Source organism: Chryseobacterium sp. SG20098, from assembly GCF_031844745.1.
In the GTDB taxonomy this organism is placed as follows: Bacteria; Bacteroidota; Bacteroidia; order Flavobacteriales; family Weeksellaceae; genus Chryseobacterium; species Chryseobacterium cucumeris.
The window spans coordinates 1,257,459-1,271,923 of the sequence record NZ_CP134622.1 but is presented as its reverse complement, the minus strand read 5'-3'; the positions used below and the strand labels follow the sequence as shown (position 1 = coordinate 1,271,923).

Here is a 14,465-nt window from a genome sequence, read left to right as displayed (position 1 = left end):
TTAGCTTTTCCGGATTGACCAAAAAGTAACTTCTGACTTCCTTCTTCCCGCAAAATAAAAAACCGCTTCTGAATTTTCAGAAGCGGTTTTTTATTATTTCTTCGTTTTAGAAACCTGTTCTACCAATGTATATTTGATGGAAGAAGCATCTGCCGGAGGATTTTCGATTTTTTCTGTTTTTACTTTTAAAACATATTCGTAACCCGGCTCATAAGTAAAGCCTTCAATGTTGCTGTAGAAATTCGTCCAGGCTGCAGAAGCGCTTTCTTTTACCTGCATGCATTGCATACGACCGGCTCCAGCAGAACACTCTACGGTTTGCGGCCCTACGATAATTGTCTTTTCATTGGCTGCCATTTCTGCTTTTTTCGTTTTAGAAACCTGCTTTACCAAAGTGTATTTTATGGAAGATCCATCAGCAGGAGGATTGGCAATCTTTTCCGTTTTTACTTTTAAAACATATTCATACCCCGGTTCATAAGTAAATCCTTCGATATTGCTGTAGAAATTGGTCCAGCTTGCGGAAGTGTTTTCTTTTACCTGCAGACATTTCATAGGAGCTACTCCTGTACAATCTGCTGTTTGTGGTCCTACGATGAATGTTTTTTCATCACCTGCGGATGCATTGGCTGTGGTTGTACATTGCGTCATTGCGAATAATGCTAATGCGGGTGCTGCCCCTTTTAGAATTGTTGCTATACTTTTCATAAACTTGATTTTCCCCATACCTCGCAATTACTGTGCCGAAAAAAAATACTGAATTTGTAGTACTTCTGCTATTGTTTTTTACTTTTTTAATTGTTTAATTTGAATTTCTTAAAAACTAACCAAAATATAATTCTTATAATAAATATGGATAATCAAATGCAAGTTGAAAATTACAGGATTCAAAAACCTGAAATGTGGGCAGGAAATATCGGGGATGAGGAAATAAAAAACCGAATCAAAGACTCCGAATTTGCCAGAAGACAAATTGATGAAGGTCGCGATTACTGCTATTTTTTAGACAAAAAATACTATACAAGCAATACTGAAAACAGTGAGTACGTATGCATGGCTTATACTCTGAACGAACCGGGAAACCTGGAAAGGGCTTCTGTTTCTGATGTGATTGTTGAGGAAAATGAAGTTTACCAGATTCACAGGATCAGTGTGTTAAGGGATGGAGTGCTGATCGATAAGATTCCGGACACAAAAATAAAGGTTCTTGACAGTGAAAACCAAAGCAGTGGAGGAGTTCTTAGCAGTAATAAAAAAATCAATATTACCATTAAAGATCTCAGGCTGTATGATGTTCTGATTTTAGAAGATTCAAGAATCAAAGAATTTACAGACCGCGATTTTCTTAGAAAGGAGTTCTCCAAATATGTCTGGGTAAGTCCGGATAACTATTGGGCTTATGGCAGTTTTAAATTCACGTTTATCAATGAGCGTGAACAGACTATTGCTTACAAAAAAACATTTTTCAGAGATGAACAGGGCAATGTTCTTGAGCCGGAAATCAGTTATCTGAAAAAAGGAGACAGATTTGTCATTGAAGAAGAGAATTATATCAACCCTGTAGATTCAGGCCGTGAAATTTTCCCTTATGTAGATTTTGCTACAGAAAGCAACTGGAAAGATCTTTCCAACTATATTGTACCGTTCTATGAGGAGATTTTCAACAAATCTTCTTTAAAGGATTTTGCTCCCAACCTGGTTGAAAAACTGGATGCCATTGCTGATCAGGATGAAAAACTGCAGTTTGCCATAGAATATGTACAAAATCATATTTATTACGTCTTCAATGCAGATGAAATGAATGGACATAAACCACAGGAGCCGTCAGTAACCTATGAAAATAAACAGGGTGATTGTAAGGCAAAATCGGTTTTATTGAAAGTAATTCTTGATTATATAGGAGTAGACGCCTCTGTAGTGCTGGTTAATTTTAATACGGATTATTATATTAAATACTATCTGCCGTCCCTGTTAAGTTTCAATCATGTTGTCGTAAAAGTGAATTATAAAGGTGAAGAATATTTCATTGATGCAACCATTCGTGATGAATTCGGATTGATTGAAAACAGAGGCTTTATCTATTTTATGCATTATCTGGAAGTTAAGAAAGATCAGGAGCTTCAGGTAAGAAAATCTTATAAATTCCCTTACTTCTGCATTGATGAAAGAGTTGATTTAAATGCACAGGGCAATACAGGAAAGCTTACTCTGTCAACGACTTATAAAGGAAACAGAGCCAATGCTATGAGAAGGTATTTTAAAAGTACCAATAAAAGAGAAATCATAGACAGCTGGAACAGCTTTCTTTTCTATGCGCTTAATTATTCAGGTGACCGCAATGGTACAGATGTTCGAAACGTATTCAAAGATGCTGCTATTGATGTAGTCAGTGATGATAAGAAACTGAATGAAGTTAAGATCCAGTATACCGCAACCATTGAAAATCCTTATTTTGTGGATCCGCAGAAAAACCGTTTTCTAATGTACTTTGACCGAAATGTAGTGAAGGCGAGTGCAAGAGATTTCATCCACAAAGATTTACCTTTCTGGCATAATTTCGACAGTGAGAAATATGAAATCAATTTACAGACGGATCAGAAAATTGATGTTGAAGAAAAATATACAGTCCAGGAAAGTACAATATCCAACCCATATTTTGATTATAAAAGTCGAAAAAAAGTAAACAAAAATGGGGCAAGTGTGTACATTGAATACAATCCTCTGATTAATATTGAAATTCCGCAAAGCGAGTTTGAACAATTCCGAACAGATCATCATACTGTTGCTGACAGTAATTTCGGACTGGGAATTGATATCATTGAACCGGGACTCATGAATATGCTTAAATTTAGCTTTAAGAAGAAGTTTAAATAAAATCCTTTAAGTTCAAAGTTTAAGGTTTAAGGTTTAGAATTACGGCGGGCGGCTTCACCGCCCGCCGTAATTCTTTACTATGATTATTATATTCGTTTACAATCAAAAAACACAAATTCATTATGTCTAAAATATTTTTTCTCGCTTCCTGTATGACCTTTTCTCTGGTCAGTGCCCAAAAATTAACCAAAGAAAACGTTACTGGATTCTGGAAACTAAAGGAAGCCGGATTTTATGAAGGTAAAAAGAAAGTGATAAAAGAGTTCGATAACTGCCGCCTGATGAGAAATTATGCGATCAGGGAAGATGGTTTCGCCATTTATAATTATGTAGAAGGGAAGTCGGGTGACTGCAGTCCATCTGAACCAAGACTTTCTTTCTGGAGAGTTGTAGAAAACAGGATCCAGTTTTATGTAGATGATAAAAATATCCTTGAAGAAGTGGAAGTAACAATCAATAAAGATCATACGATAACCTTTTCAAGCTATATTCCTGAACGGAAAAAAGTAGATGGAGACATCCTTGCAGAGAAGATAGTAAACACGGTTCATTACGACATATTTGAAAAACAATACTAACCGTAAACACAAAATTTTTAAGGTATGAATTATGTAACGGTCATCTATCTCGGAAATCTGGTATTGTATGCCATGTATTTCTTTGGAAGAATGGGTAGTGAAGTTGATGTTTCAGGACTGGATTATGCCGTTTCCGGAATTTTATCTTTATTTCTGATCTTCGCCGGATATCTGAATGCAAAAAAAGGAATGATCTACAGAACCGTCCTATGGATGTTTTTTGTGAATGTCTTCTTATTCGTTTGCTCCGGTTTGTTTGATCAGTTTGGAAGCGATTTTAATATTCTTTCTACAGGTAATAGTGACAGTTTTCTTTTTACATTGGCACTGCTTGTTTATAACGGATATCTTTTTCCTTTAACGATTATCCTTGACGGATCAGGTCTGGCTTTGATAGTTCCGGTTGTATTATCATGCATTCTGCCTTCATTGGGTTATCTGATTGGGAAGAAACTCCCTCAGAATAAACAGAATTCTACCAACATATAGTCATTGCGAACCGAAGGTGAAGCAATCTCAATCTAAAAGTAAAGGTCGGAAAACGCAAAGGCGCAAGTATTATTAGAAGGAATGCTTTTAAGGCGCAAAGATTTTATCTCCGATAAAATTTCAAAACTCTGTTTTGTCATTCCGGGCAAAGCAAGGAATCTAAACTTTAATATCCTCTACAGCTCTTGAAAACTAGGCAGATATTATTAAAAAAAATCTGCGAAATCTCCACAATCTGCGAGAAAAATAATATCATCATTTGCTGAAAATCTCACATTGTGCTAAGTCGAAATGCTCTTGCGTCTTCAAAATTAAGAAAGAAAAGAAACTAAAGGCTATTCCTGATTTTGAGGCTGGTTATTGGACGTAAAGAATTTCTGCTTCCCGATTAATAGTTCAAAAAACAGTCTGAAATCTGAGATTAAAGACCATAAAGGATATTTAAAAGTAGCCGGCTTATTCTTCTCAATCACGGCGTGGCTGAACCAGGCAAATCCGTAGCCTACAATTGGAATATACCATAGAAATCTTTCTTTTCCGGAACTGATGACATACCATAATACGAAAAATACGAGAAACGTTCCGATAAAATGGAAAATGCGTGTGCCTGTTTTACTATGCTCAGTAAGATAAAACTGGTAAAACTCTCTGTATGTTTTGATTCTTTCGGCCATGGCGATATAGTTTGTTGATTCTGTTGAAGTCAAAGCAATAATGCTGCCGATTTTTAAACGAGCCTGAAAAAGAAAAAGGCAAAACAGCGAATCAGTATTTCCAACGGGATTAACCTCTTTGCTATTTTGCCTTTTCGCAATTTTATTAAGAGCTTACTTAACTGTCTTTTAATTCTTTTCCAAGCTTGCTATTTTTATATCCGTAGCAGAAATAAATTACCATACCGATCAGGAACCACATTCCGAACCAGAACCAGTTCTCATGGCTCATTCCTGTAAGAAGATACAGGCATGAACTTAAACCAATCAATGGAATTAATGATAAATTCTTGATAAAAGCTACGACACATAGAATCAGGTTGATGATAATAAAAAAGAAAATAGAAGCTCTGAATTCTCCTTCATTAGGGTCTGACCAGTTCATAAGGTTATCAAAAAACTCAGGCTGCCACTGGTAGAAAGCCAGTAAACCACCAATGAAAATAACAGGGAAAATGATTTTTCCGTTCACATAAGGAAGGTGGAATCTGCCTTTAATTTTTTCTTTAGCTGGAAGCATTAGTACCCCGGCACATACCAGTACAAAAGCGAAAATAGTTCCGATACTGGTAAAGTCAAGAATAAAAGTTTTATCTGTAAACAGGATAGGAATACCTACCACAATCCCAGTAACGATAGTTGCGTATGATGGTGTTTTATACTTAGGATGTACTTTTTGAAATCTTGCAGGCATCAGTCCGTCACGGCTCATGGCATACCATATTCTTGGCTGTCCCATCTGGAAAACCAATAATACAGTGGTAATGGCAACAATTGCAACGAAAGAAACTACAAGTTCCATCCAGGCTACATTAGCATTTGTTTTTTCAAATATAAAAGAAAGAGGATCTCCAACACCGTCAAATTTCTTGTAATCTACCATACCTGTCAATACAAGCGTTAATGCAATATAGATCACAGTACACAGCACAAGAGAGATGATCATTCCTTTTGGTAAAGTCTTTTGTGGGTCTTTAGTCTCTTCAGAAAGAACACTTAAAGCATCAAATCCGATATAAGCAAAGAATACTCCGGATACGGCACTCATTACCCCGGCAAAGCCATTTGGCATAAAGGATGGTGTTCCCGTTGTAGGACTTACCGGAGTCCAGTTTTCAGTATTGATATACGCAAAACCAACCAGTATAACCAATATAATTACTCCAAGCTTTAAGATAACCAGAGAGTTATTGAAGTTTTTACTTTCTTTTACTCCTACATAACAAAGCCATGTAATTAAACCATTGATCACCAACGCCGGAATATCTACAATGAATTTCAAACTTCCGATTAATGGAGCGGTCTTCCATGCATTTAAGAGTTCCTTGTTTTCTGAACCATATTGAACGGCTTTTCTGGCTTCGGTATAGCTGCAGGTAAGATAATCAGGGATATGCATTCCGAGACGTCCTAAGAAACTGGTGAAATAATCTGACCAGGAAAAGGCTACGTAAATATTCCCGAAAGAATATTCCATGATCAGAGCCCAGCCGATAACCCATGCAATCAATTCCCCAAAACTGGCATAAGCATATGTGTAGGCAGAACCTGCCGTAGGAATTCTGCTGGCAAATTCAGCGTAGCATAAAGCGGTAAACCCACAGGCAAAGCCACAAATCAAATAGAGTAGTATTACACCGGGACCGCCTCTGAAAACGGCTTCTCCCAAACTGCTGAAACTCCCAGCTCCAATAATGGCCGCAATACCAAAAAATACAATGTCCCATACCCCTAAGACTCTTAAAAGCCCTGTTGATGTATCTGTATCTGAATAGATTTTTCTTCTAAAAAGTTGACTCATTCAATAACTATATTTGATTTGAAAAAAAGCAAATGTAATGATTTTTTATTTTGATGTTAACAGTTGTTAAAAACATTTGGGGAAAAATGCGCAAACAAAAGAATTTACTCTTTATAAATGGGAATTTCCACATAACTGTCGTTGTACCATTTTATTTCCAAAGGCTCACCTGCATCTTTTATAGTTTCATCACTTACATTTTTTCCTGTGCCATAATTGACCTGCCAGTTCTTATTTTTATTAACTCCTACCAGTAAGACCAGTTTACTTCCTTTTTCTATTTTTTTGCTGATGAAAAATGAATTTTTGATTGGGATCTGCTCCTTTTTGCCAGGTTTAAGCAGATGACGTTTGGAATTGTTTTTTGCATAGCTGGCTCGGGTAAGATGTGTAGACAGTAAAAATATCTTACCATCAGGCTGTACCTGATATAATAGGGTTTTGGGATCAAAATCCTTTTTGTTGATGGAAACGTTGAATATTCCAGATAAATTTCCGCTTATTGTAATATCCTTTTCCAGAATTTCACTTTCAAAATAAATAGAATTGGTTACATACACACTATCCTGTTTGCTTACTGTATGATAAAGATATTTCGGATTTCTGTCTTTAAAGTCAACCGTCTGTTGGGTAAATTGTTTAGTTCCGGGTTTCTCAAAAACTGAAGAACCGTTTTTACGATCCTGAAGATAAAATTTAAGAGAAGATGAGTGCATTTTATCAAGAGTAGGAACATGTTTCCATGTATTACTGTTCATGATCTGAAAATTGACTTTATCTTTCAGAAGTTCCGGTTTTTTGCCATCCTTCAGAATATAATCGAACCATGAAAAAGCAAGTTTATCAATACTTATTCTGGCTACAGGATCTATGAGTAGATTCCCATAACCGAAAACATAAACATAATTATTTCCATAGCTTTGAGCTGCTGCATGATCATAAGGTCCTATCACTAAATAATGGTTAGGATTTTTGTTGTATTTGTGATGTTCTTTATAATAATACAATGCTCCGATCTGATCAGCATCATTATAGCCTGTAGTCGTTAAAACAGGAATGTTTATTTTGGCAAATTCTTTTTTGTAAGGGACCATGTTTTGCCAGTATTTATCATAACCGGGATGATCCAGCCATCGTTGGAATATTGTATTGGGTTTCCCGCTTAAAGAATCAAGGGCTCTGAATGATCTGCCGCTTTTGTACCATGCTGTATTGATAGAGTCCCATTTTGTATCATTATTAAAGCTTGCTTCATCAGTCAGCTTATTATTGGTGACATACTGAATCCACTGGAGCATATAGCCCTTGAAGACATTATTCTGAGAAGGATAATCTATTCCGATTCCTACCGAAACCTGAGGCACAATGGTTTTCAAAGCCGGGTGCAGCTTTTTGGCAGCTGCCCATTGGCTGAATCCTAAATAACTTCCGCCTATCATTCCTACTTTACCATTGCTCCACGGTTGCTTGCTTACCCAGTCTATGACTTCATAAAGATCCTGCGCTTCATCTTCAAATGGATGATTGGGGTCATTGCTGTCTCTCTTTCCACGAGTATTAACCACAGCTCCTACATAATTGTAAACAGCTGCTCTTTTCCCCATCCCTGCATCTACAAATTCTCCGGCATAAATATTATTGGTAAGTATAACGGGAAGAGGAGAGGTGTTTTCTTTTTTTCGTACAATTGTAATGGTGAGTTTTGTTCCTTTTTTTAAAGTAAGGATTTTGGATTCGATGATGAATTTCTCCTGCTCCTTTACTTTAAAAAGCTGCATAATCTGGGGTTTGATGCTTGAGTAGGTCTTATAATTGACATAGTTTTTACATAAAGCCAGAGCGGAAGCATAGTCTATACTATCCTTATCTTTTTGTTTGTCAAGTGCTGCTTTCAGCCTTTTTTTATGATCCCTTACATCTGAATCAATATCCAGGGTAGGTCCTACTTTGGCAGTCAGTGGCTCGGATAAACTTTCATATCTTGTAGTAAAAGCCGCTTGAAGAGCATCTGGAAACGGAATATTTTTATCCTTTTCCATCAGCCTGGCCATACTATAGATTTCATGAACAAGATGTTTGTTCCCTGCCATGTTATGATCTGCATATTCCTTGCGGTAAGCGGTTACACTTGCAATTGAACTTTTGTAATCCTTTGCCGCGAGCTGTAAACGAAACAGGTTATCTAAAAATGTGAGTACATACTTCGGTTTGTTCTTAGGAGACTGATATTCAGTGATCACCTTTAAAGCGAGTTCGGGAATTTGTTTTTCCAAAATCACAGAATCTGTTGTTGCTGCTTTCGGAAAGTAAAACTTCTGTGCCTGCATTATATTGACAAAAAATAATGCTAAGAGTATCTTAAATTTCATTAATGGTATTTTTTGAGCTGGTGATGAAAAGTATCACATCAAAAAATGTTCTTAATCATCGTATTGCTCAATTGGTTATTTTTTAGCGGGCTAAATTAAGAATTTTTATCAGTAAAGAATGAAATGATCTTATTATTATTGTATTGCATATAGCCCGCTGAAATATATTTAGAAAAGGTTTTTAGTCTTTATAAACAGGAATTTCCACATAGCTGTCATTGTACCATTTTATCTCCATGGGTTCACCGGAATCCTTTACTGTTTCATCACTTACATCTTTACCGGAACCATAATTGATCTGCCAGTTAGGACTTTTATTCACTCCGACCAATAAAAGAAGTTTGCTTCCTTTCTCTATCTTTTTACTCATGAAATAGGAATTGTTAATCGGGATTTGTTCCATTTTATTCGGTTCAAGAAGCTGTCGTTTTTCATTGTTCTTCGCATAGCTGGCCCTCACAATGTGAGTGGAGAGTAACGAAGACTTTCCATCCGGTTGAATTTGATATAAGGAAGTATCCGTATCAAAATCTCTTTTATTGATAGAAACATTGAAGACTCCGGAAAGGTTTCCACTCATGATGATATCCTTGTCAAGAACTTCACTTTCAAAAGCGACAGAATTTGTCATTTTTATGCTGTCTTTTTTACTGACTTTATAATAAGTGTCTTTCTGGTCTCTGTTTTTAAGATCAACAATTTGTGTTGTGAAATTTTTGGTTTCAGGCTTATTAAATACAGAAGATGTGTTTTTTTTGTCCTGAAGGTAGAATTTCAAAGACGAATTATGCATTTTATCAAGATCGGCTACATGCTTCCATGTATTGGTGTTCATTACCTGAAAATTGATTCTGTCTTTTAAAATTTCTGGTTTTTTACCGCCTTTAAGAATATAGTCAAACCATGAGAATGCAAGATCATCAATACTTATTCTCGCCACAGGATCAATAGAGTTTCCATTCACGTAAGTAAATCCGAAACTTTGGGCTCCTCCATGATTATAAGGACCTATGACCAGATAATGGTTCGCATTTTTATTATACAGATGATGCTGTTTAAAATAATACAGCGCACCAATCTGATCATCATCATAATATCCCGTTGTAGTCAGAATAGGAATGTTGATTTTAGAAAAATCCTCCCTGTAAGGAACCATTTTCTGCCAGTATCCATCATATCCCGGGTGATCCAGCCATCGTTGGAATATTTTGCTTGGTTTACCACTTATTGTGTCTAAAGACCTGAATGCTTTCCCGCTCTTGTACCACTTTGTATAAATAGAATCCCATTTTACAGCATTGGCAAAATCAGCTTCATCTGTAAATTTGTTATTGGTCACATATTGTATCCACTGCAGCATATAGCTCATAAAGATATTATTCTGAGCCGGATAATCAATCCCGATTCCCACGGCAACCTGAGGAACAATCGTCTTTAATGCCGGATGCACTTTTTTTACGGCTGCCCACTGGCTGAAGCCTAAATAACTTCCTCCGATCATTCCTACTTTCCCGTTGCACCAGGGCTGTTTGCTGACCCAGTCTATCACTTCATAAATATCTTGCGATTCATGCTCAAAAGGATTGTTCACATCATTGCTGTTTCTCTTGCCTCTCGTATTCACAACAACCCCTACGTAATTGTATGTAGCGGCTCTCTTTCCAAAGAAACCATCAATGGGACCTGCATAGATATTATTGGTTAAAATAACAGGAAGTGGAGATGTGTTTTCCTTTCTGCGAACAATAGTGACTGATAAGGTATTTCCATTGATCTTAAGATCTTTCGTTTCAATAATGAATCTTTCCTTGTCTTTTGAAGCCAGCAGCTGCATGACCTGAGGTTTGATGCTGGAGTAGGTTTTATAATTCAGATAATTTTTTACATAGAGCCAGTGCCGTTTTGTAATCGATGCTGTCCTTATCTTTTTGTTTATCAAGAAGATTCTTCAACAGTTTTCTGGATGCGTTCACATCTCCGTTAAGAGCGAGTTCCAGTCTTGGAATCAGTTTTTCCGGAAGGCTTTCGTATTTTTGATTAAATACTTTTTGAAGGGCATTGGAAAATGAGGTATCGTTTTCTTCTTGCTCCATTTTTGCAAGGGCATACAGTTCAAATCCGATGTATCTGTAGTCTCCCATATTGTGATCCGCAAAGAGCTTACGGTTTTCGAAAAGGGAGGCCAATGAATTTTTATAATCATGAGCCACCAGCTGCAAGCGGAAAAGATTATCCATAAGGTCAACTGTATTTTCAGGTTTATACTTTGCAGACTGAAGGAGGGGAATCACTTGTTGCGAAAGTCCTGGAATCTGTTTTTCCAATATAACAGAGTCATTTACAGCTGTCTTTGGAAAATAAAACTTTTGTGCCTGCAGAAGGTTTACAAAAATTAATGCTAAAAGAATCTTAAATTTCATGAGATGGTGTGTTTATGGTATGTTTTTAGCTGCTGTTGAAAAAGTATCAAATTAAAATGTGTTTTTGATAACTGTTTATTAAAATTGTTTACATTTTATCAAACGAAAGTAGTAAATTTTATCATTGTATGGTGAGAAAATTTACATTGTTATCAAATAAGAATTAACTGTCATTAACACTGTTAAAACTTGCTTAAACAATAAGTTTTTAATATTTTCGTTAACTTATTTAGACTAATTTTCTTATATCAAGAAGAATGAAATCAAAAAAAATACTTTTAGCGGCTGCTGTAATTTATTTCGGAATCTCCGATGCTCAACAGTCCCAATATTTTACCCAGAAAGAAAATTACAGGTTCAATCTAGCCGAAAATCTTTATCAGACCAAAATATACAATGCTTCTCAATACGAATATGCAAGACAATATTTCTACAATCAGAATTTGTCCCGTTCGAAAAAGGAAGGCGCCCAGTTTTTTGATAATGTGATCGGTGTGATTCTTCAGAAAAATCATGCTGAAGAAGGGTTAACGGCTTTCATGAAAGAATATCCTAATTCTGCTTATTTTGCTCAGGCTAATCTTCCACTGGCAGATTACTATTTAGCAAAAAAAGATTTCGATAAAGCGCTGGAGACTTTGAAAAAAGTAAACCAGTATCAGCTTTCTAAAGAGGAGAATACCGAGTATATTCTGAAGCTTGGATATGCAAAATTCATGACGGGTGATTCCAAGGGAGCTACTGATGCCCTTGAAGAAGCTTATAAATCAGCAGATCAGTCCCAAAAAGGTGATATTGCTTATATGCTTGGGCATTTGTATTACAGCAACAGACAGAATGATAAAGCTTTCCAGTATTTTGATTCGATAAAGGATCAGGATAAGTTCTCCAAACTGGTACGTCCTTATTATGTACAGATGTATTACAATGATAAGAACTACGATCAGGCTATTACAGAAGGAACAGCTTTGTTGAACGAAAATATTTCAGATTCTTATAAAGCAGAAGTTCATAAGATCATTGGGGAGAGTTATTTCATGAAGAATGATTACACTTCTGCCTATCCACATTTAAAAGATTATCTGAGTGTACAGCAGAATCCATCTGAAAACGATTTGTATGAGATGGGATTTGTGGCTGCACAGCTGAAGAAATATGATGAAGCGGTTTCTTATTACAACCAGCTTCTGAACAGTAATTCTGCTTTAGCTCAAAATGCTTATTATCAGTTAGGAAATGCTTATCTGGCCGTAGATAAAAAACAGGAGGCTCTTTCTGCATTCCGTTCTTCTTATCAGATGGATTATGATGCGAAAGTGAAAAAACTGGCTCATGAGCAGTACGCTAAATTAAGTTACGATATCGGTAACCCGTTTGAAAGTCCTTCGGCGGTAATTCAAAGTTATATCAACGAAAATCAGAACGGAGCCAATGCCGCAGAAATGAGGTCATTATTGGTGAAATCTTATCTGTATTCCGGAAACTATAAAGAAACGCTGAATGCAATTGACAGATTACAGAGTTCAACTCCTGAGATCAACAAAGTAGACCAGGAGGTTTCTTATCTATTAGGAACGGAGGAATTCAACAAAGGAAACTATGACGAAGCTGAGAAATATTTCTTAAGAAGTCTTGGTTTTAATATTAATAAAGAATTCAACAGCAGAGCTTTGTACTGGCTGGCACAGGTGTATTACCAAAAAGGAAATTATCCTTCTGCCATTGTACGTTATGAAAAGCTTCTTACTGAAAACTTCCCTGAAAAACAGCAGCTGCCTTATGATTTGGGATATGCCTATTTTAAATCTAAGAAATTTGATCAGGCGGCTACTTATTTCAAACAATATCTTGCCAATCCGAAACCGGAATTTAAAAATGATGCAGAACTTCGTCTAGCAGATATTCATTATGCCAATAATGATCTGAACGAAGCCATTGCTATCTATGATAAAAATGAAGATGCTACGGATTATACTTTGTATCAAAAAGCAATGGCTCTGGGATTCAAAGGAGATACACAGGCGAAGATTAACAACCTTAAAAATCTTTTATCAAAATATCCGGATTCCGAATATTATGATGATGCTCAATACGAAATAGGAACAGCCTACGCTGCTCAGGATGATTTTGCCAACTCCAATGATTATTTCGGAAAAGTAATCAAAGGTTCTTCTGACAAAGATCTGATTGCTAACGCATCTATTTACAGAGCACAAAATTATATAGACCAGAATCAGAATGATAAAGCTCTTTCTGAACTGAAATCTCTGGGTGAGCAGTATAAAAATACGGCCTATGCTCAGAAAGTAGTTCAGGCTGCAAAACCTATCTTTACGAAAAACGGAGACGTTTCAGGTTATGAGACTTTTGCTAGAAATGTTGGGGTAAATGTAGATGCTGCTGAAATTGATGAGATCAATTTATCTACAGGGAAGCAGTTGTTCGCGAAGAAAGATTATAAGAATGCAATTTCTTACTACGAAAAGTATCTGACACAGAATCCTACAGGTGAAGGATTGTACCAGGCTAAGTACGAATTAGGAGAAAGTTATTATCAGACTAACAATTCAACTAAAGCTTTACTTGTTCTTCAGGAAGTTGCTGTAATTCAGAATGATTACCAGGATGATGCACAAACTCGTTTAGCTCAGATCTTCCTTGCACAGGGGAATACTACAGAAGCTAAAAAGTACCTTGAAGGCATTAAAAATTCTTCCAACATCAGCATTAAAAACTATGCGAATGTGGAATTGATGAAACTGTATGCAGAAGAAAATAATTTCTCTGAAGCGGAAAAATTAGCCAATGCAGTGATTGCTAATTCTAAAAACTCGGCAGCCGTTATTGAAACTGCGAAAGTGATCAAAGCAAGAAGTCTGATGAACTCAGGAAAAGATAAAGATGCACAGACTGCCTATTCTTCTCTTGAAAAATCATCCAATACTTCAGTAGCTGCAGAAGCTCTGTATGCAAAAGCCTATTATCAAAATAAAGGAAAAGCTTTCAAGTCTTCTAATGAGACGATCTTTAAGCTTGCCAACAACTATGCTTCAGAAGAATTCTGGGGAGCAAAAGCGTTGGTATTGATGGCTAAAAACTATATCGGCCTGAAAGATAACTACCAGGCAAGCTATACCTGTGATCAGATCATTGCAAACTATAAGGACTTCCCTGAAATTGTTGCAGAAGCAAAAGAAGTTAAAAAACAGATTAAGAAATAG

Annotated in this window: 10 protein-coding genes; 4 read left to right on the top strand and 6 right to left on the bottom strand. The window is 36.3% G+C overall.

Going from position 1 to position 14,465, the window contains the following annotated elements:
• Positions 1-93: 93 nt before the first annotated feature.
• Complete coding sequence (locus RHP76_RS05780) at positions 94-708, bottom strand: DUF4377 domain-containing protein (RefSeq protein WP_288441567.1); 615 nt, start codon at positions 706-708, stop codon at positions 94-96.
• Between the two features lie 156 nt (positions 709-864).
• Between RHP76_RS05780 and RHP76_RS05775 the strand changes: the two genes are divergently transcribed.
• The 3 genes from RHP76_RS05775 (at position 865) to RHP76_RS05765 (ending at position 3,941) form a co-directional block, all read left to right on the top strand.
• On the top strand, positions 865-2,874 hold the full coding sequence (locus RHP76_RS05775) for a hypothetical protein (protein WP_409193523.1): 2,010 nt from the start codon (positions 865-867) through the stop codon (positions 2,872-2,874).
• A 122-nt stretch (positions 2,875-2,996) separates the two neighbouring features.
• The gene (locus RHP76_RS05770) at positions 2,997-3,452 is read left to right on the top strand and encodes a lipocalin-like domain-containing protein (RefSeq protein ID WP_280210581.1); all 456 of its coding nucleotides are present in this window, start codon (positions 2,997-2,999) and stop codon (positions 3,450-3,452) included.
• A 24-nt stretch (positions 3,453-3,476) separates the two neighbouring features.
• The gene (locus tag RHP76_RS05765) at positions 3,477-3,941 is read left to right on the top strand and encodes a hypothetical protein (RefSeq protein ID WP_062675237.1); all 465 of its coding nucleotides are present in this window, start codon (positions 3,477-3,479) and stop codon (positions 3,939-3,941) included.
• 335 nt (positions 3,942-4,276) lie between these two features.
• Here the strand turns inward: RHP76_RS05765 and RHP76_RS05760 are convergent, their stop codons facing one another.
• The 5 genes from RHP76_RS05760 to RHP76_RS05740 all read right to left on the bottom strand — a co-directional run bounded on the left by RHP76_RS05760 (position 4,277) and on the right by RHP76_RS05740 (position 11,244).
• Entirely contained in the window at positions 4,277-4,615 is a 339-nt protein-coding gene (locus RHP76_RS05760; RefSeq protein ID WP_311229696.1) for an Mpo1-like protein, read from the bottom strand.
• Positions 4,616-4,772: 157 nt separating this feature from the next.
• Positions 4,773-6,455 (bottom strand): APC family permease, encoded by a 1,683-nt coding sequence (locus tag RHP76_RS05755; protein ID WP_277695015.1) that lies wholly within the window; start codon positions 6,453-6,455, stop codon positions 4,773-4,775.
• Positions 6,456-6,559: 104 nt separating this feature from the next.
• A complete protein-coding gene (locus RHP76_RS05750) occupies positions 6,560-8,824 on the bottom strand; it encodes a CocE/NonD family hydrolase (protein WP_311229695.1) in 2,265 nt (754 codons plus the stop codon).
• Positions 8,825-9,005: 181 nt separating this feature from the next.
• Positions 9,006-10,658 carry a CocE/NonD family hydrolase gene (locus RHP76_RS05745; RefSeq protein ID WP_311229694.1) on the bottom strand — a complete coding sequence of 551 codons (1,653 nt, stop codon included), beginning with the start codon at positions 10,656-10,658 and terminating at the stop codon, positions 9,006-9,008.
• Positions 10,659-10,686: 28 nt separating this feature from the next.
• Positions 10,687-11,244, bottom strand: coding sequence for a hypothetical protein (locus RHP76_RS05740; RefSeq protein ID WP_311229693.1), 558 nt, complete (start codon positions 11,242-11,244; stop codon positions 10,687-10,689).
• A gap of 257 nt (positions 11,245-11,501) precedes the next feature.
• On the opposite strand from RHP76_RS05740, the gene RHP76_RS05735 reads away from it, so the two are divergent.
• Positions 11,502-14,465, top strand: coding sequence for a tetratricopeptide repeat protein (locus RHP76_RS05735; protein ID WP_216444402.1), 2,964 nt, complete (start codon positions 11,502-11,504; stop codon positions 14,463-14,465).

Coding starts and splice junctions, on each gene's coding strand:
- RHP76_RS05745 (WP_311229694.1), bottom strand. CDS start 10,658: ATGCAGCTGCTGGCTTCAAAAGACAAGGAAAGATTCATTATTGAAACG.
- RHP76_RS05750 (WP_311229695.1), bottom strand. CDS start 8,824: ATGAAATTTAAGATACTCTTAGCATTATTTTTTGTCAATATAATGCAG.
- RHP76_RS05735 (WP_216444402.1), top strand. CDS start 11,502: ATGAAATCAAAAAAAATACTTTTAGCGGCTGCTGTAATTTATTTCGGA.
- RHP76_RS05765 (WP_062675237.1), top strand. CDS start 3,477: ATGAATTATGTAACGGTCATCTATCTCGGAAATCTGGTATTGTATGCC.
- RHP76_RS05770 (WP_280210581.1), top strand. CDS start 2,997: ATGTCTAAAATATTTTTTCTCGCTTCCTGTATGACCTTTTCTCTGGTC.
- RHP76_RS05740 (WP_311229693.1), bottom strand. CDS start 11,244: ATGAAATTTAAGATTCTTTTAGCATTAATTTTTGTAAACCTTCTGCAG.
- RHP76_RS05780 (WP_288441567.1), bottom strand. CDS start 708: ATGAAAAGTATAGCAACAATTCTAAAAGGGGCAGCACCCGCATTAGCA.
- RHP76_RS05755 (WP_277695015.1), bottom strand. CDS start 6,455: ATGAGTCAACTTTTTAGAAGAAAAATCTATTCAGATACAGATACATCA.
- RHP76_RS05775 (WP_409193523.1), top strand. CDS start 865: ATGCAAGTTGAAAATTACAGGATTCAAAAACCTGAAATGTGGGCAGGA.
- RHP76_RS05760 (WP_311229696.1), bottom strand. CDS start 4,615: ATGGCCGAAAGAATCAAAACATACAGAGAGTTTTACCAGTTTTATCTT.